Here is an 18,057-nt window from a genome sequence, read left to right on the forward strand (position 1 = left end):
GGACACCTATCGCCAAGGAGATCGCCATGCACCCATTCGACGCCGAGAAGCCGCCGCAACTGGCCGTGTTGCTGGGTTATGCCGGGTTGGTTCCATTCGTTGGCGGTGCGCTGGGTATCTGGGTGATTCCCATGGGCTGGCGGCCTTTCGTGCTGGGGGCGTTGCTGGATTTCGCAGCCGTGATCCTGGCTTTCATGGGCGCCATCCACTGGGGGTTGGCGATGCGGGCGGAGGAAACCGACGAGAATGCCAAGTTGCAATTGGGGCTCTCGGTGATCCCGCCGTTGCTGGGCTGGGCTGCACTGGCTGGCGGACTGCCGATGGGCTTGTCGCTACCGATTTTCCTTTTTGCCTTTATCGGCCTGTATCTGGCAGACATGCACGCGGTACGCGTAGGACTGGCGCCGCAATGGTATCCGGCACTGCGTACGCCGTTGACGCTGGTGGTGTGCCTGAGCCTGTTAGTGGCCTGGGCCAGCGTACTGATTCGCTGAGCCGAGCAGCGTTGCGACCTGCTTCAGCGCTTCCTGTCGCCTCTCGTCCCAGTCACCTGAAAGTTCGCAGAAACGCTGCCCGTTACCCTGCAGCCAATCCCGGCAAGCCTGATGAAACGCCTCGCGCTCTGCCAACTGTGGCTGGCAACGCTGGCCATCTTCGACCCAGGGCACGCCAGCGGGGTCGAGCAACAGATGCTGGTCGTAGTGACGCGCCAGCAATTCGGCCTCCAACCACTGCGGACAGTCGCCAAACAGGCAACGGCTCCAGAGCATGTTGCTCAGCAGGTGGGTGTCGAGAATCAGCAGTGGCGGCCTGACTGCCCGCGCAGCATCCTCCCAGGCCAGTTGCCCGCGCGCGATCTCGGCGATGTCGGCGTAACAGGTATCGCGCCGCTGCTCATCGATGAAATGGCGCACGTACTCGCCCACCACCACGCCACCGAAGCGTGCCTGTATTTGCGCCGCAAGCCAGCTTTTGCCGCTGGACTCCGGCCCGGTCAGCACCAGTACTTTCATGGCGCGTACTGCAACGCCGGGTCGCGACGCCAGCTCAACCAGCCGCTGACGGCCAATGCGGTGAAAGCAGCGTAGAGACCAGCAGTAAGATACAGCTCGCTATAGAGGAAGAAGGCCACGTAGCAGAGGTCTACCACCACCCAAAGCGCCCAGCATTGCAGGCGTTTCTGCGCCATCCACAGTTGCGCGACCAGGCTGAAGGCAGTCAGCGCTGAATCCAGCCAGGGCGAGCTGGCGTCGGTGTAGGTCGCCATGAGATAGCCGAGCAGCCCGGCACCGAGCGTGCCGATCAACAGGCCAGTCAGGGCTGCGACCATGCCCAGGCGGCTGACCTTGCGCCCATCATGGCATTCGCCGCCACGGGTCCACTGCCACCAGCCGTAGAGCTGCAGCGCGGCGAACAACAGTTGCAGAAGCAGATTGGAGTACAGGCGCCAGTCATAGAACAGCCAGGCGTAGAGCAACACCATCACCAGGCCGATGGGCCAGCACCAGGGGTTCTGTCTGACCGTCAGCCATACCGCGACGATGCCGAGCCCGGCAGCAACGAGTTCGAGCCAGGACATCCGGCGTCCTCAAATATGAAAAGGGTGGCGATTGTACTGATGCCGGCGGTTCAGCACACCAGGCTGTCGGCTTGTCGATAGAGCATCAGCAGCTTACGGGTGATGGTTTGCTGGATGTCGTCGCGCTCGAAGCTCGACAGTCGCTCCAGGCGTGCCAGTTGCAGGCGATGCAGGTGGATGTAGGGCATCTGCTGGTCGAACTCACGCAGGTCGCCCTTCATCAATACCGGCAGGAACAGATCACCGATTTTCTTCTGGTTGCTGATGATCTGCGCCAGTGCCGGTTTGAAGGGCATGGTCTTGGGCGCAGGCCCATCGTCCTTGATCTGGGTGCTGAGCAGCAGGCCCGGCTTGCCCAGAACCTTGCCCGGCAATACGCACAGGCCCGTCTTGCGGATGGCCTGGCTGTCGATGCCGTGCAGGGTGTCGTGGAAGGCGTAGGGGTTGGGCAGCACCACCATCTTGCGACCGAGATCGGTGGGGAAGTGCAGGCTGTAGTTGGTGTACAGCTGCCCCACCGATTCGGAATAGACGCACAGGCGATTCTCGAACAGCTTGATGAAACGCTCGGCCAGCTCGCGGCGGGCCATGCTGTCCAGGTCCCAGATCAGGTCCTGGTTCTGCGGCCGACTGAAATCGACCTCCTGATGTTGCATGCTGCTCATGCTCGACTCATACGCGGAACTGCCCAAGCAGACGATTGAGCTGGTCGGCCAGCTGTTTCAGGTGCTGGCTGGCTGCGCTCGACTGTTCGGCAGCCTCGGCGGTGTTGTGGGCCAGTGCTGCCGTCTGCGTGACGTTCTGATTGATGTCTTCCACCACGTGGGATTGTTGCAGGGTGGCGCTGGCGATCGAGGCGTTGAGCCCGGTCAGGTTGCGTAGCGATTGGGCGATCTGGGCGAGGCTCTCGCCAGCCTGGCTGGCCTGTTCCACGGTCAGCTGGGAAGCACGGCTGCTGTCGTTGATCACCTTGACGGCGGCCTCGGAGTTGCCTTGCAGGCGCTCGATCATACCCTGAATTTCAGCGGTGGACTGCTGGGTACGTTGCGCCAGAAGCCTCACTTCGTCCGCGACCACGGCGAAACCACGGCCCTGCTCACCGGCGCGGGCAGCCTCGATGGCGGCGTTGAGAGCGAGCAGGTTGGTTTGCTCGGCGATGGAACGGATCACCTCCAGCACGCTGCCGATCTGCGTGCTCTCACTGGCCAGCGATTGGATCACCTCGACGGCCTTGTCGATGGTGCCCGACAGCTGATCGATCTGGCGCAGGCTCGCCTCGATGTTCTGCTGGCCCTGGCTGGCCTGCTCCTCGGCGGTGTGCATCTCGCTGGAGGCGTGCTCGGCGTTTTTCGCCACGTCCTGCACGCCGTAGGTCACCTCGTTGACGGCGGTCGCCACCAGTTCCATCTGCTGCGCCTGTTGCTGGCTGTGGCGCTGCGCTTCGCTGGAGATGTCGCCAAGCGAGCGGGCAGCCTGATCGAGCGACCCCGCTGAATCGAGCATCTGCCGGATCACATGACGCAGCTTCGCGGTGAAGGCATTGAAATAGGTCGCCAGGGCGGTCAACTCGTCACGCCCATGGGTGTCGAGGTTGCGAGTCAGGTCGCCTTCGCCGCTGGAAATGCTGGCCATGGCGTCCACTGCGGCCTGCAGCGGCTGCACGATGCTGCGAGTGATCAGCACCACCAGTCCAGTCAGCAGCAGGGCGATCAGCAGACCGATGCTCATGGCTTTCACTGCCTGGGCCCTGAACTCCGCCTGCACGTCATCGACATAGACGCCGGAGCCGATGATCCAACCCCAGGGCTGGAACAGCTCGACATAGGAGATTTTCGGTACCGGGTCAGTGGCGCCGGGTTTTGGCCAGCGGTAGTCGACCTGGCCGGCCCCCTGGCTGCGGGTAATGGCAACCATGTCGTTGAACAGCGCCTTGCCGTCCGGGTCCTTGAAGCCGGAAAGGTTCTGCCCCTCGAGCTTGGCATTCATCGGATGCATGAGCATCACCGGGGTCTGGTCATTGATCCAGAAGTACTCCTGGCCGTCGTAGCGCAAACCGCGTACCACTTCCATGGCCTGCTTCTGCGCCTCTTCGCGGCTCAGGCTGCCGGCGCTTTCCAGGTCATGGAAGTGCTTGAGAATACCGGCCGCGCTCTGCACCACATGCTCGGTCTTTTCCGATTTGCCGGCGTAAAGATCGGTGTGGATCTGGCGCAGCATGTAGGCGCCCTGCAAGATCAGCGTCAGAATGGCCAGCGCCAGGATCAGCCATAGACGGCGGCTGATGGGAAGACTACGTAAGCTGTTCATGGACGAATTCCTGATTGTTGTAATTGTCGGCTTCAGGGCTGCCTCGAAGGGTGCAGAGCAATACTGTCACATCGAGGCATTATTCACTCTAGTTGTCTGATAGCATTTCGGCAGCCCGAGGCAGAACCTGAATGAGCACCGGGCTAGACCGTCGCAAGGAACCTCCATGACGGTTTTGTGTCCCAGGGCCGGGGCCATGCTCCACGTTCTGAGTTTTACGCGTAGGTAGTTGCCGCGCTTTGGGGGATTTGATGGATTTCTGGGTGGCCTTTCAGGCCCTGATTCTGGGCATAGTGGAAGGCTTGACCGAGTTCTTGCCGATTTCCAGCACCGGACACCTGATCGTGGTCGGTGACTTGCTGGGCTTCAATGGCGAAAAGGCGACTGCGTTCAAGATCATCATCCAGCTTGGCGCCATCCTGGCGGTTATCTGGGAATTTCGAGCCAAGGTGCTCGGCGTCGTCGTCGGTTTGCCCAGCGACCCGAACGCGCAGCGTTTCACCTTCAACCTGCTGCTGGCGTTCATTCCTGCGGTGATCTTTGGCCTGGCCTTCGCCGATCTGATCGAGCATTGGCTGTTCAATCCGATCACAGTGGCCATGGCATTGATCATTGGCGGCATCATCATGCTCTGGGCGGAGAAGCGCGAACACGCGATCAAGGCCGAAACGGTCGACGACATGACCTGGAAGCTGGCATTGAAGGTTGGCCTTGCGCAATGTCTGGCACTGATTCCGGGTACGTCGCGTTCGGGCGCCACCATCATTGGCGGCCTGGTATTTGGGTTGTCGCGCAAGGCCGCGACCGAGTTCTCCTTCTTCCTGGCCATGCCGACCATGGTCGCGGCTACGGTCTATTCGCTGGTCAAGTACCGCGACATCCTGCAGATAAGCGACTTGCCGATCTTCGCCATCGGTTTCGTCAGCACCTTCATCGTGGCGATGATCACCGTGCGCGCACTGCTCAAGTTCATCACCAGCCACAGTTATGCGGTGTTCGCCTGGTACCGCATTGCCTTCGGCCTGGTGATTCTCGCCACCTGGCAACTGCACCTGATCGACTGGAGCACGGCGCAACCGTGATCGGCAACGAACGCAAGGGGCGTCTTAAAAGCTGGGATGACGCCAAGGGTTTTGGTTTCATCCAGCCGCTCAACGGCGGCGCTGAAGTCTTCGCGCACATCTCGGTGATGCGCGGTGATCGTCGCCCGCAGCCGGGCGACGAAGTGCTGTTCATCGAGGGGCGTGAGGAAAGAGGGCGGCCACGGGCCGAGCACTTGCGCCTGACTGGTGAGCTCAGCCTCGATCGCCAGTCTATCCGGCGCAAACCGAAAACGCCCGGCACGGCGGCACCGGTAGTGCGAAAGGCTGCTGCCAAATCCACGCACCGGTCATCGACTCAAGGCTCCATCCAGAACTTCTCCAGCAAGGCCTTGGTGCTCGCTTTGCTGTGCATCCTGCCATTGCTCGGCTGCGTGACGCTGTTCGGCAGGGGGCTCTGGTGGGTATTGCCGCTTTATCTGCTGGCCAGCCTGCTGAGTTTCCTGCAGTACTGGCTGGATAAACGCAGCGCTCAGAGCGGCGGCCGACGCACGGCGGAAAACACCCTGCATCTGGTCGAGCTGGCTGGTGGTTGGCCAGGTGCGCTGATCGCTCAGCAGACATTCCGGCACAAGACGCGCAAGGTTTCCTATCAGGCTGTTTTCTGGCTGATCATCGCAGTTCATCAACTGTTCTGGATCGATCTGCTGCTGCTCGACGGCGCCTACATCCCCCACCACATACCCTTATTCGTCCAGTAGCAGGCCGGGTTGCAGGCGCTTGGGCAGGCGGCGCACCACCAGTTGATGCGAGCGCGTCAGCAACTGGCGCAGCTCATCGTCGCCCAGCGGCGGCCGGTGGGCGCTCATACTGATCCAGTAAGCACGAGCCAGATACGGGGCAGGGCGGATGCCTGGACGGTCTACATGACCGAGAAACAGGTCGTTATCGACCTTGAAGGCCAAATCCTCGCCAAGAAAATCAAGAATGGCGAACATCTTGTTGCCAGCCACCGAGAACACCCGGTTGCTGCCCCACTTGAGGTCTTCGCGGGCGCCGGGCAGGGCGAGGCAGAAGGCGGCGATCTGATCCGGTGTCATGGGTCTTTCCCTGGCGGTACGCAGGTCAGTCTATCGAAGGCGGAAGAGCCTGCGTAGGCGTGCGTTCCGTTTTCGCCGGCAGGCGATCCATTGTGTCGCTGCCTGCGCACGTTCAGGCAGATAGCCCGCAGCAGCGCCGGCAAGTCTCAGGGCCCGCTTTGGCGCCGCCCGGTTGTTGTAGACTCTGCCTCCCCGTGGTCACCGCTCGTCCGAGCCCCGTCGATACCCGCCATGAATGCCCGTCGCCGCCTGCGTTTCTCTCCCTGGCTGTTGCTGAGCCTGTTGCTGTCCTGGTCGACATGGGCCGGTGCCGTCCCTCTCGATGTCGCCCAGCCGAGCGAGCAGCCGCTGTCGCTGACCACCCATGCCGGAATATTGGAGGATGCCTCGCGGGCGCTGCAGCTTTCGGACGTGCGATCAGCAGAGATGGCCGCACGTTTTCGTTATCAGGAGTCCCCCAGCGCTTCCTTCGCCCTGGGCTTCACCCGTTCGGCCTACTGGTTCCGTCTTGAGCTGGGCAACGCCGGCGATCAGCCGTTGACGCGCCTGCTGGTGGTCGACAACCCGCGTATATCCCTGGTCGATGCGTACGTGCCGGACGGGCAGGGTGGCTACCGCACCTGGTTCACCGGCGCGGATCGCCCGCAGACGGGCAAGGCCTACGCCAACCGCAACTTCGTCTTCCCGCTGCACCTGCCGGCGCACGCGCAACAGGTGGTGTACCTGCGCGTCGAGTCGAGCATCGGCCTGCACGTACCGCTGCAACTCTGGACGGCCGACGGGCTGCGCGGCTACGAGCGCGAAGACGATATGGCCCGCGCCGGCTACATGGGCATCGCCGTCGCGATGCTACTGTTCAATCTGATGCTGTTCATCGCCCTGCGAGATCGCCTCTATCTGCTCTATGTGACTTTCGTGCTGATCACCGCCAGCGCCCTGACGATCAAGAACGGCATGGCCCCGGACTGGACGCTGCTCGGCCTGCCGCTCAACGGCAACGTGGTCTACTACTCGGCGGTCTCGTTGACCTTGAGCGCCATGCTGCTGTTCATGCGCGGCATGCTGCAGACCGCGCGCCTGCTGCCACGGGTCGATCCTGGCTTGCGCGCGTTGATTGCGCTGTATCTGCTTTCGCCGCTGATCTATGCCTTCGCGCTACCCCATGTGTCGCGCGTGGCCATCGTGGTCAATCTGCTCACTGCCTTCGTCATGCTCGGCGTGGGCCTGGCCTGCGCCCTCAAGCGTCAGCGCAGCGCCTACTTCTTCCTCGCTGCCTTCGGCCTGCTGATTCTCGGCGGCGCCAGCACCAGCCTGCGCGCCATGGGCCTGTTGCCGACCAACGCCTTCACGGTCGACGGCCTGCAGCTCGGCTCATCGCTGGAGATGCTGTTGCTGGCCTTCGCCCTGGCCGACCGCATCAACGTCATGCGTCAGGAAAAACTGCAGGCCCAGGCCAGGTTGTTGCAAACCCGGGAGCAACTGGTAGATACCCTGCAACGGTCCGAGCGCGAACTGGAGCAACGCGTCGCCGCGCGCACCGAAGAGCTGCAGGTGCTCAACAGCCGTCTGGAGACCCTGAGCCTGACCGATGCCTTGACCGGCATCGCGAATCGTCGCCACTTCGACGAAGTGCTAGACAAGGAATGGAAGCGCGCCCAGCGCGTCGGCGAGCCGTTGGCCCTGGCCGTGCTGGATGTCGACTGGTTCAAGACTTACAACGACCACTACGGCCACCCGGCCGGCGACAGCTGTCTGCAGCAGATCGCGCACACCTTGGCCGCCACCATCAGTCGTTCCACCGATCTGGTGGCGCGCTATGGCGGCGAGGAGTTCGTCTTTCTCGCGCCGTCGACCGGGCCCGATGGGGCGTACAGCATGGCCGAGAAACTGGTCCGGGCCGTCGAGGCCCTGGCGTTGCCACATGAGCGCTCGCCTTTGGGCCACGTCAGTATCAGTGTCGGCATTGCCTCGACGCGAAACGATGGCAACAGCCCGGCACAAACGCTCGTGCAGAGGGCCGATGCGGCGCTGTATCGGGCCAAGGCACAAGGCCGTAATCGGGTGGAGTGCGACTGACAGAAATAAAAAAGCCCCAGAGCATCGGACCCTGGGGCTGAGGAGGGTCGGCATGGCGCCGACCGGGGAGAGTGGGTTCAGGCCTGAGGCTGCCAGCCGCCGCCGAGCGCCTTGTAGATCGCGACGATACCGCTGTAGAGCTCGACCTCGGCCGTGGCCTGGGCATCTTCGGCGGCCAGGCGCTCACGTTCGGCGTCCAGCAGCACGAGGAAATCCACGGTGCCTTCGCGATAGCGAATCGCGGCCTGATCGGCTGCAGCACGGCTGGCTTCGGCCTGGCGCACCAGGGAAACTAAGCGCTGCTGGCGCTTGGCGTAGTCGCTGAAGGCGTTTTCAGACTCCTCCAGTGCCAGCAACACCTGCTGTTCGTACTGCGACAGCGCGCCATCAGCCTCGGCTTCGGCGCCGCGCAGGCGCGCTCGTACGCTGCCGAGATCGAAGGCCGCCCAGCTGATGTTCGGCGCAACGCCCCAGGCACGCGCGGCCGACGAGCCCAGCTGCGAGCCACGTCCGGCGGTAAAGCCGAGAAAGCCGGAGAGACTGACGCGCGGGAACAGATCCGCCGTCGCCACGCCGACCTGTGCCGTGGCCGCCGCCAGCTGTCGCTCGGCCGCCTGGATATCCGGGCGGCGACGCAGCAGCTCGGCCGGATTGCCGATGGGCAGCGCCTTGGCAATCACCGGCAGGGGTTTGGGCGACAGGTCGATCTGCAACTGCTCCGGGCGCTGGCCGAGCAGGGTGGCGATGCGATTCTGTGCCCGCACCTGTTGCGCCTGCAGTTGCGGCAGGCTGGCTTCGGTGGCGGCCAGGCGCGCATCGGCGCGCAGGACGTCTAACTCGTTGCCGACGCCGGCATCGCGCAACTGCTCGGTGATGGCACGCGAATCCTGCTGGTTCTTCAGGTTCTCGCGGGCGATGCTTTCGCGCAGCTGTGCGCCACGCAGGGTGCCGTAGGCATCGACCAGTTCGGCGATCAGGCTGACCTGCAACTGGTAATAATCCGCTTCGGCCACTTCGATGCGCGCCTCACTGGCTTCCAGTTGGCGCTGGATACGGCCGAACAGGTCCACTTCCCAGGCCATGTCCAGGCCCAGGTCGTAGCGTTCCTGACGGATGCGCTCGTCCGTGGTCGGAGGCTGCTGGGCCTTGCCGAACTCGCCACTGGCGCGGCTGGTGACGGTTGGGAAGCGGTCGTTGGCCACGTCATCACGGATCGCCCGTGCCGCACGCAGGCGGTTGAACGCCACGCGCAACTCGCGGTTGTCCTGCAGCGAACGCTGCACCAGCTGGTTCAGCGTCGGGTCGTCGAACTGCTGCCACCAGGCGGCTTCGAAACGGCTGCGGTCGTAATCGGCCGCCTCCAGCGCGGCAATGCGCGCAGGGTCGGTCACGGGCGCTCGATAGTCCGGGCCGACGGCGCACGCCGACAGCGCCAGGGTCAGGAGAGCGGGGGCAAAGGCTTTCATGCATGCGACTCCTGCAGACGGGCGGCTTTGCGGGCTTCGCGTTTCTCGACGAAGCCGCGGATCAGGACATAGAACACCGGAGTCAGCAGGAGACCGAAGAAGGTCACGCCGATCATCCCGGAGAACACCGCCACGCCCATGGCATGGCGCATCTCGGCGCCCGCACCGCTGGACAGCACCAGCGGCACCACGGCCATGATGAAGGCGATCGAGGTCATCAGGATCGGGCGCAGACGCAGACGGCAGGCTTCCAGCACGGCGGCGACGCGATCGAGACCCTCTTCCTGTTTCTCCTTGGCGAACTCGACGATCAGGATGGCGTTCTTGCAGGCCAGGCCCACCAGCACGATCAGGCCGATCTGGGTAAAGATGTTGTTGTCGAGCCCGGCGATGATCACCCCGGTGATGGCGGTGAAGAGCACGATGGGCACGATCAGGATCACCGCCAGCGGCAGGCTCCAGCTTTCGTACTGGGCGGCCAGCACCAGGAAGGCCAGCAGCACGCAGAGCGGGAAGATGAAGATCGCGGTATTTCCGGCGAGGATCTGCTGGTAGGTCAGATCGGTCCACTCGAAGGTCATGCCGATCGGCAGTTCCTCGTTCAGCAGTTTGGCGATGGCTGCTTCGGCCTGGCCCGAGCTGTAGCCTGGCGCGGCGGCACCGTTGATCTCGGCGGTGAGGAAGCCGTTGTAGTGCATCACCCGATCCGGGCCGGAGCTGTCATCGACCTTGACGAAGGTCGACAGCGGCACCATCTCGCCACGGTTGTTACGCACCTTGAGCTGACCAATCTGCTCCGGTTCCAGACGGAATTGCTGGTCGGCCTGGACGTTGACCTGGTAGGTGCGGCCGAAACGGTTGAAGTCGTTGGCATACAGCGAGCCCAGGTACACCTGCAGGGTGTCGAAGATATCGCTGATGGCCACACCATGGGTCTTGGCCTTTTCGCGGTCGATGGCGGCATCCACCTGCGGCACGTTGACCTGGTAGCTGGTGAACACCGACATCGGGTTCAGCTCCGGCAACTGGCGGGCCTTGTTGAGGATGTTCTGGGTCTGCGTATACAGCTCTTCGTAGCCCAGGTTGCCACGGTCCTGAATCTGCAGACGGAAGCCACCAATGGTGCCCAGGCCCTGTACCGGCGGCGGCGGGAAGATGGCGAGGTAGGCTTCCTGAATTTCACCGAACTGGCCGTTGAGCTCGGCGGCAATGGCGCCGGCAGACATGTTTTCGTCCTTGCGCAGGCTGAAGTCCTTGAGCGTGACGAAAACGATGCCGCTGTTGGGGCTGTTGGTGAAGCCGTTGATCGACAGGCCCGGGAAGGCCACGGTGTTTTCCACGCCCGGATGCTTGCCGGCGATTTCGCTCATGCGTTTGATCACCACTTCGGTGCGATCGAGCGTCGCCGCGTCCGGCAACTGCGCGAAGGCAACCAGATACTGCTTGTCCTGCTGCGGCACGAAGCCGGTCGGAGTGCTGGAGAAGCCCAGGTAACCGAGCACCAGCAGACCACCGTAGATCAGCATGGCGATGCTGCTACCACGCAGCACACGACGCACGGTGCCAACGTAGCGGTTGCTGGCGCGCTCGAACATGCGGTTGAACGGGGCGAACAGCCAGCCACCGAACAGCTTGTCGAGCCCGCGCGAGAAGGCATCTTTCGGTGCGTGGTGATCCTTGAGCAGGATGGCGGCGAGGGCTGGTGACAGGGTCAGTGAGTTGATCGCCGAAATCACCGTGGAAATGGCGATGGTCAGGGCGAACTGCTGGTAGAACTGCCCCGAAAGACCGGAGATGAAGGCCGTCGGCACGAACACCGCGCACAGCACCAGAGCGGTGGCGACGATGGGACCGGTCACTTCCTTCATGGCCTGGCGGGTGGCCTCGACCGGGGGTTTGCCCAGAGCAATGTTGCGCTCGACGTTCTCCACCACGACGATGGCGTCGTCCACCACGATACCGATGGCCAACACCAGGCCGAACAGCGACAGGGCATTGAGCGAGAAGCCGAACATGTGCATGACCGCGAAGGTGCCGATCAAGGACACCGGTACGGCAGCCAGGGGGATGATCGAGGCGCGCCAGGTCTGCAGGAACAGCACGACCACCAGCACCACCAGCACGACGGCTTCGAGCAGGGTGTGCACCACCGCCTCGATGGAACCACGCACAAAGATGGTCGGGTCATACACCACTTCGTAGTCCATGCCTTGCGGGAAGGACTTCTTCAGCTCGGCCATGCGCTCACGCACCGAGTCGGAAATATCGATGGCATTGGAACCGGGACGTTGGAACACCGGGATGGCGACCGCCGGCTGGTTGTTCAGCAGCGAGCGCAGGGCGTACTGGTTCGAACCCAGCTCGACGCGGGCGATGTCGCGCAGGCGGGTAATCTCACCGTTGTCGCCGACGCGGATGATGATGTTCTCGAACTCTTCCTCGGAGACCAGGCGGCCCTGGGCGTTGATCGACAGCTGGAAGCTGTTGCCGGCATCGGAAGGCGGTGCACCGAGGGCGCCGGCGGCGACCTGACGGTTCTGCTCGCGGATGGCGGTGACCACGTCGGTGGCGGTGAGCCCGCGCGAGGCTACCTTGTTCGGGTCGAGCCAGACGCGTAGCGAATAGTTGCCCATGCCGAACAGCTGCACGTCGCCCACGCCATCCAGACGCGCCAGCTCGTCCTTGACATTGAGCGCGGCGTAGTTGGACAGGTAGAGCATGTCGTAGCGCTGATCCGGCGAGGTCAGGTGCACCACCATGGTCAGGTCCGGGGAGGCCTTGTCCACGGTCACGCCGAGACGCTGCACCTCGGTAGGCAGGGTAGGCATGGTGCGGGTGACGCGGTTCTGCACCTGCACCTGGGCGTTGTCCAGGTCGGTGCCGAGGGCGAAGGTCACGGTCAGCGTCAGGCGGCCGTCGATGGTCGACTGCGACGACATATAGAGCATGCCCTCGACGCCGACGATGGCCTGTTCCAGCGGCGAGGCGACGGTTTCACCGATCACCTTGGGGTTGGCGCCGGGGAAATCGGCACGCACCACCACGGTGGGCGGCACCACTTCAGGGTATTCGCTGATCGGTAGCTGGAACAGCGAGATGGCGCCGCCGATCAGGATCAGCAGCGACAGCACCGCGGCGAAGATCGGCCGCTGGATGAAGAATTGCGAGAAATTCATGGGTCTTTCCTCTGGGCGCGGTCTGGATCAGCCGCGCGGCGAGCGAGCTTCGATTTTTTCGGCGGCGATACGCGGGGCCTGGCTGCCATCGACGGCCTGGCGCATGCGGGCCAGTTGCTCCAGGGTGCTGTCATCGGCCATGGATACCGGCTGCGGATCGACGGTGGAGCCGGGCATGGCGCGCTGCAGGCCGTTGACGACGATCTTCTCGCCCTTGCTCAGGCCGCTACGCACGATGCGCAGACCTTCGAGCTTCGGTCCCAGCTCGATGGAGCGATAGGCCACGGCGTTGTCGTCACCCAGCACCAGCACGTACTTCTTGCCCAGGTCGGTGCCGACTGCTTCGTCCTTGATCAGGGTGGCGGTATAGGGCTTGCTGCCCACCAGTTTCAGACGCGCATACAGACCCGGGGTAAAGCGACCATCCTGGTTGTCGAACACGGCGCGACCACGAATGGTGCCAGTGCGCGGGTTGACCTGGTTGTCGAGAAAGTCCAGCTGGCCCAGGTGCGGGTGGTCGGCTTCATCGGACAGGCCGAGGTACACCGGACTGGCGCCACGGGCGTCGGCACCGGATTCACGGGCCAGTTCGACATACTTGAGGAAAGCGCGCTCATCGGCATCGAAGTAGGCGTAGACCTTGTCGGTGGATACCACCGAGGTCAGCAGGCTCTCGCCGGCACCGACCAGGTTGCCTTCGGTGATCTCGGCGCGGCTGACGCGACCGTCGATGGGCGCAGTGATGCGGGTGAAACTGAGGTTGAGGCGGGCGTTTTCCAGCTCGGCGGCGATTGCCGCGACCTGAGCCTGAGCTTCGGTGGCGGCGCTGGCACGAGCATCGGCCAGTTCGGCGGAGATGGCGTTGCTCTGACGCAGACGCTCACCACGACGCGCTTCGTTGGCGGCACGGGCCTGGCTGGCGCGGGCCTGTTGCAGTTGGGCTTCGAGGCGTTTGACTTCCGCCTGGAACGGACGTGGGTCGATCTGGAACAGCAGATCGCCTTTCTTCACCAGGGTGCCTTCGTCGAAGGCGACCTTGTCGATGTAGCCGGAGACGCGTGGGCGGATTTCGACGGATTGCGGCGCTTCGAGACGCCCCGTGAACTCGTCCCACTCGTTGATCGGCTGTTCGATGACCTCGGCGACACTGACCTTGGGTGCGGGCATTTGCGCCTGAGTCTGCGCAGCCTGTTCGCATCCGCTGAGTGCGAGGACGCCGGCGAGGGCCAGGGGGAATATCCAGATGTTCTTGTGCTGCTGTTCCATGGGTGACTCCGCCAGTCGGATTTGTGGATTGGCGGAGTCTGCGACGAGTCTCGGAGGGCTACGAATCGAATGCCATGAACTTGAATATCATCGGGAATGATAAAAGACAGATTTATATCAATTTCGATCTATGAAGGTGCACCAAGGTTCCTGCCGGCACTTAGGTGGTGCGTTTCCGGATATTTATCAGAGGCTGTCCGGGTCGCCGCAGAACATCTGGATGCGCGAGCGCAGCCAGCGCTCGGCAGGGTCGTTGTCCTGGGCGCCGCGCCAGGCCATGTGCAGCTCGAAGGTCTGCGTCTGTAGCGGCAGCTCCTCGGCGCGCAGGCCGCCTGCCGCGGTCAAGGCGGCGGCGGTGTAATCCGGCACGCTGGCGACGATATCGGTTTCTGCCAAGAGGGTCGCCAGGCCGTTGAACTGCGGAACAGCCAGCACGATGTGGCGCTCACGCCCGATCTTGGCCAGCTCATCGTCGATGAAGCCGGTAAGGTCGCCGGCGAAGGACACCAGCGCATGCGGGCGCGCGCAATAATCATCAAGGCTGAGCGCACCGGGTACGGTGTCGGCACGCAGCAGTTTGGCCTTGCTGCGGCGGAGAATCTTGCGCTTGGCGTTGGCCGGAAGTTCTTCGGTGTAGGCCACACCCACCGAGATTTCGCCTGAAGCCAACAGCCCCGGCATCATCAAATAGTTGGTGCGGCGAATCACCAGCACCACGCCGGGGGCTTCGGCGCGCAGGCGGCGGAGCAGGGCGGGTAGCAGGGCAAATTCAACGTCATCGGACAGGCCGATGCGAAACACCGCCTTGCTGGTGGCAGGATCGAAATCGGCGGCGCGGCTGACAGCGGTGGAAATCGAATCCAGCGCCGGCGAGAGCAGGGCGAAGATCTCCTGCGCGCGCGGTGTCGGTTCCATGCTGCGACCGGTACGCACGAACAGGGGGTCATCGAACAGGGTACGCAGGCGAGCAAGCGCCGCACTGATGGCGGGCTGGCCGAGAAACAGCTTCTCCGCGGCTCGCGTCACGCTGCGCTCGTGCATCAAAGTCTCGAAGACAATCAACAGGTTCAGATCGAGGCGGCGCAGGTCGTTGCGGTTCATCCGGGTACCATTCGAGGGATACGGGCCTTGTCAGCACGGCGCTGCAAATGAGAGCCTTTGCCCGGGCAATAGTACGGGCAGTGTGCAGCGGATTGAAAGTCGCTGAATCACTGACAGGCATGAAGACTATCGATAGAGTCTGATAGTGTCGCCGCCGCACAGCGGATAGAGTCCACAGTCAATGAAGTGTTAATCCGCGATCAAGCTCGAGGTAAGCGATGTCCCGCATGATCCGTTTTCATAAGTTCGGCGATGCCGATGTGCTCCAGTACGAAGAGGTTCCGACCCCTGTGCCCGGCCCTGGCGAAGTCTTGGTGCGCGTTCAGGCCGTCGGCCTGGGCTGGAAAGACGTGCTGTGGCGTCAGAACCTGGCGGCCGAGCAGGCCAAGCTTCCAGCCGGTACCGGTTTCGAACTGGCCGGCACCGTTGCGGCGTTGGGCGAGGGCGTGAGCGACTTCGAAGTCGGCACCGCCGTTGCCGGTTTCCCGGCGGGCACGCCGAACCGTTACCCGACCTGGGGCGATCTGGTGCTGATGCCCAGCCATGCCCTGACCCGTTATCCCGAGGTGCTCAGCCCGGTCGAGGCCAGCGTTCATTACACCAGCCTGCTGTTCGGCTACCTGGCGCTGAACGATCTCGCTCACCTCAAGCCCGGCCAGCACGTGCTGATCACCGAGGCTAGCCACTGCATGGCACCACAGACCGTGCAACTGGCCAAGGCGCTGGGTGCCAAGGTCATCGTTTCCACCAGTTCTTCGGAGGATCGCGAGTTCCTGCGTGGCCTGGGGGCCGACAAGGTGATCGCCACCGAGGAACAGGACCTGGTCCTGGAAGTCGAGCGCTACACCGAAGGCAAGGGTGTCGAGGTGATTCTCGACCAGTGTGCCGGCCCGCAGATGAAGCTATTGGGTGATATCGCCGCGCCGCGCGGCAAGCTGATCCTTTACGGCATCAATGGTGGCAACGATACGGCTTTCCCTGCTTGTGCCGCATTCAAGAAGCACCTGCAGTTTTTCCGTCACTGCGTGCTGGATTTCACCGGGTGCCCGGAGCTGGGAATCGAGCCGAACAATGATGCTGTGCAACGCGCGCTCACGCACATCAATCAGATGACTGCGGACCGCCTGCTGACGCCGGTGATCGACAAGGTGTTCGACTTCGAGGATTTCGTCGAAGCGCACCGCTACATGGAAACCTGCCCGAACCGCGGGCGAGTGGCCCTGAAATTGGCCGCGGATTAAAGTCCGTGGCCATGCGGTCGCTATAACCTAGGTCTACGTTCGTTCTAAGGATAGGTACATGAGTCTGGTTACCGGCGACGCGCTATCGCTGTTGTTGTTTCGTTTGCATAGCGGCCGCCTGCTGGGGATCAACCTGCTCAAGGTCAACGAGATCATTCCCTGTCCAGCCTTGACCAAGCTGCCCAATCGTCACCCCAACGTGCGCGGCATCGCCACTTTGCGTGGCGCCGCGATGACGGTGATCGACCTGGCGCGGGCTATCGGCGAACGCGGTGCGGCTGACGAAGACGACGGTTGCCTGATCGTCACCGAGTTGAGCCGCTCGCGTCAGGGGCTGCACGTGAAGAGTGTCGAGCGTATCGTGCAGTGCTCCACCCGTGACGTGCGTCCGCCACCCGCCGGGGCCGGTAATCGTGCCTTCATTACGGGAGTGACGCAGATCGATGGCGCCATCGTGCAGGTTCTCGATATCGAGAAGGTACTGCACGACATTGCGCCTGCGCTGGAGGAAGCACCCGTCGGGCAACTGCTCGATGGCCAGGATGCCCGCTTGCTACAAGGTCGCCGCGTGTTGCTGGTCGACGACTCACAAGTCGCGCTGCAGCAGACCCTCAACGTACTGCGCCAGCTGGGGCTCGATTGCACGGCTGTGCGCAGTGCCCAGGCTGCCCTGCAGCAACTGCACGAATACCATCAGGCTGGCATGCCATTCGAGCTTCTGGTCTCGGACATCGAGATGCCGGAGCTGGACGGCTACAGCCTGGTTCAGGAAATTCGTCGCAGTCCCGATATTGCTGACACCTACGTTCTGCTGCACACCTCGCTGGACAGCACCATGAATACCGAGAAGGCGCGTTCGGTCGGTGCCAATGCGGTACTGACCAAGTTCTCCTCGGTCGATCTCAGCCAGGCACTGCTCGATGCCTTCCGGCAAATGAGCGGGCAGCACTGAGCCCGCCCCTGCAACCCTTTGCCGCTTGACGGCAAGGGGTTGCCTCGCTTCCTTTTTATTCGATTAGAAAAACCAATAATTTCAATTGGTTAAGTGCGCCTTATGAGCTGGCATGCGCCTTGAATCAGTGCGCCTGGCAATTGCAACTCAGTCAAGGAGCACGGCATGAGCACGATTGGAGGTATTGGCAGTTACGGTGGCATATCCCTGACGGGATTTCGCAGCAAGCAGAGTGAAGAGCAGGGCGAGCTTGCCCAGTTGGCGCGCAATGTCGAGAAGACCACGCGCACGGCGAACGCCGAGTCCGAACGCGAGTTCCGCGCCAGGCAGGCTACGGAGGAGGGCTTCGCTCGTTTGCGCGTCGCTCTGCAGAACGCGTCAGACGGCAAGGTCGAGACATCCGTCAGTTCAGGTCAGGTGGAAAAGCCACTGGGCGACGAGGGCGGTAACGCCGCGCTGGAGGCTTTCAAGGCCTATATGGCGATGACTCCGGCCGAAAAGATGCGCGACAGTATCCTCAAGGAAATAGGCATGACCGAAGAGGAGATCGAGGCGCTGCCACCTGAGCAGCAGAAGGCAGTCGAAGAAGAAATTGCCCAGCGCATGGAGGAGCGAGCCAAGATGCAGGCCCAGTCAGAAGACAATGGTCATTCTTATGGGCTGATCTGATCGTTGGATGGGTATTTCAGGGTTTGGGCCTGTAAAAAACTGTGATGTAAATCACGGATGATTCTCCGTCCGGGTGAATAACCG

General features: G+C 62.8%; 16 protein-coding genes. 7 read left to right on the forward strand and 9 right to left on the reverse strand.

From position 1 onward, the window contains the following. Window positions 1–26: 26 nt before the first annotated feature. Window positions 27–494, forward strand: coding sequence for a DUF3429 domain-containing protein (locus JWV26_RS22020; protein ID WP_072424029.1), 468 nt, complete (start codon window positions 27–29; stop codon window positions 492–494). On the opposite strand, the gene JWV26_RS22025 is transcribed toward JWV26_RS22020, so the two are convergent. Genes JWV26_RS22025 through JWV26_RS22040 form a run of 4 tightly spaced genes read right to left on the reverse strand, consistent with a single transcriptional unit; the run spans window position 462 to window position 3,886 of the window. Then, window positions 462–1,013, reverse strand: a complete 552-nt coding sequence (locus JWV26_RS22025) for an AAA family ATPase (RefSeq protein WP_093052644.1) — start codon at window positions 1,011–1,013, stop codon at window positions 462–464. The genes JWV26_RS22020 and JWV26_RS22025 overlap by 33 nt on opposite strands. Then, window positions 1,010–1,579, reverse strand: coding sequence for a nicotinamide riboside transporter PnuC (pnuC, locus tag JWV26_RS22030; RefSeq protein ID WP_074915003.1), 570 nt, complete (start codon window positions 1,577–1,579; stop codon window positions 1,010–1,012). The genes JWV26_RS22025 and pnuC overlap by 4 nt, the downstream gene beginning before the upstream one ends. A gap of 50 nt (window positions 1,580–1,629) precedes the next feature. Next, window positions 1,630–2,244 carry a hypothetical protein gene (locus JWV26_RS22035; RefSeq protein ID WP_017676920.1) on the reverse strand — a complete coding sequence of 205 codons (615 nt, stop codon included), beginning with the start codon at window positions 2,242–2,244 and terminating at the stop codon, window positions 1,630–1,632. Window positions 2,245–2,251: 7 nt separating this feature from the next. Beyond that, window positions 2,252–3,886: a methyl-accepting chemotaxis protein gene (locus JWV26_RS22040; RefSeq protein ID WP_074915005.1), complete on the reverse strand. Its 1,635-nt coding sequence runs from the start codon at window positions 3,884–3,886 to the stop codon at window positions 2,252–2,254. A gap of 251 nt (window positions 3,887–4,137) precedes the next feature. On the opposite strand from JWV26_RS22040, the gene JWV26_RS22045 reads away from it, so the two are divergent. Together JWV26_RS22045 and JWV26_RS22050 are read left to right on the forward strand one after the other, a co-directional pair. After that, window positions 4,138–4,968, forward strand: coding sequence for an undecaprenyl-diphosphate phosphatase (locus tag JWV26_RS22045; protein WP_072424025.1), 831 nt, complete (start codon window positions 4,138–4,140; stop codon window positions 4,966–4,968). Further along, complete coding sequence (locus JWV26_RS22050; protein ID WP_074915007.1) at window positions 4,965–5,687, forward strand: DUF1294 domain-containing protein; 723 nt, start codon at window positions 4,965–4,967, stop codon at window positions 5,685–5,687. The genes JWV26_RS22045 and JWV26_RS22050 overlap by 4 nt, the downstream gene beginning before the upstream one ends. Here the strand turns inward: JWV26_RS22050 and JWV26_RS22055 are convergent. Then, window positions 5,673–6,026 carry an MmcQ/YjbR family DNA-binding protein gene (locus JWV26_RS22055; protein ID WP_017676915.1) on the reverse strand — a complete coding sequence of 118 codons (354 nt, stop codon included), beginning with the start codon at window positions 6,024–6,026 and terminating at the stop codon, window positions 5,673–5,675. The two genes, JWV26_RS22050 and JWV26_RS22055, sit on opposite strands and share 15 nt — an antisense overlap. A 231-nt stretch (window positions 6,027–6,257) precedes the next feature. Between JWV26_RS22055 and JWV26_RS22060 the strand changes: the two genes are divergently transcribed. Continuing rightward, entirely contained in the window at window positions 6,258–8,102 is a 1,845-nt protein-coding gene (locus JWV26_RS22060; RefSeq protein ID WP_206417827.1) for a sensor domain-containing diguanylate cyclase, read from the forward strand. A gap of 77 nt (window positions 8,103–8,179) precedes the next feature. Here JWV26_RS22060 and JWV26_RS22065 read toward each other — a convergent pair whose 3' ends face one another. From JWV26_RS22065 to JWV26_RS22080, 4 genes are all read right to left on the reverse strand, one after another. Then, window positions 8,180–9,568 carry an efflux transporter outer membrane subunit gene (locus JWV26_RS22065; RefSeq protein WP_206417828.1) on the reverse strand — a complete coding sequence of 463 codons (1,389 nt, stop codon included), beginning with the start codon at window positions 9,566–9,568 and terminating at the stop codon, window positions 8,180–8,182. Continuing rightward, window positions 9,565–12,744 (reverse strand): efflux RND transporter permease subunit, encoded by a 3,180-nt coding sequence (locus tag JWV26_RS22070; protein WP_206417829.1) that lies wholly within the window; start codon window positions 12,742–12,744, stop codon window positions 9,565–9,567. Before JWV26_RS22070 ends, JWV26_RS22065 begins: the two co-directional genes overlap by 4 nt. Before the next feature lie 27 nt (window positions 12,745–12,771). After that, the gene (gene mexE, locus JWV26_RS22075; protein WP_074915013.1) at window positions 12,772–14,010 is read right to left on the reverse strand and encodes a multidrug efflux RND transporter periplasmic adaptor subunit MexE; all 1,239 of its coding nucleotides are present in this window, start codon (window positions 14,008–14,010) and stop codon (window positions 12,772–12,774) included. Between the two features lie 186 nt (window positions 14,011–14,196). Continuing rightward, window positions 14,197–15,111, reverse strand: coding sequence for a LysR substrate-binding domain-containing protein (locus JWV26_RS22080; RefSeq protein WP_072424020.1), 915 nt, complete (start codon window positions 15,109–15,111; stop codon window positions 14,197–14,199). A gap of 218 nt (window positions 15,112–15,329) precedes the next feature. Here JWV26_RS22080 and JWV26_RS22085 point away from each other — a divergent pair, with 218 nt between their 5' ends. From JWV26_RS22085 to JWV26_RS22095, 3 genes are all read left to right on the forward strand, one after another. Further along, on the forward strand, window positions 15,330–16,352 hold the full coding sequence (locus JWV26_RS22085; RefSeq protein WP_074915016.1) for a zinc-dependent alcohol dehydrogenase family protein: 1,023 nt from the start codon (window positions 15,330–15,332) through the stop codon (window positions 16,350–16,352). Between the two features lie 58 nt (window positions 16,353–16,410). Beyond that, on the forward strand, window positions 16,411–17,304 hold the full coding sequence (locus tag JWV26_RS22090) for a chemotaxis protein CheV (RefSeq protein ID WP_072424018.1): 894 nt from the start codon (window positions 16,411–16,413) through the stop codon (window positions 17,302–17,304). A gap of 165 nt (window positions 17,305–17,469) precedes the next feature. After that, on the forward strand, window positions 17,470–17,973 hold the full coding sequence (locus tag JWV26_RS22095) for a hypothetical protein (protein ID WP_072424017.1): 504 nt from the start codon (window positions 17,470–17,472) through the stop codon (window positions 17,971–17,973). Window positions 17,974–18,057 lie beyond the last annotated feature (84 nt).

The sequence above is a fragment of the Ectopseudomonas toyotomiensis genome (assembly GCF_017167985.1).
GTDB classification, from domain to species: Bacteria; Pseudomonadota; Gammaproteobacteria; order Pseudomonadales; family Pseudomonadaceae; genus Aquipseudomonas; species Aquipseudomonas toyotomiensis.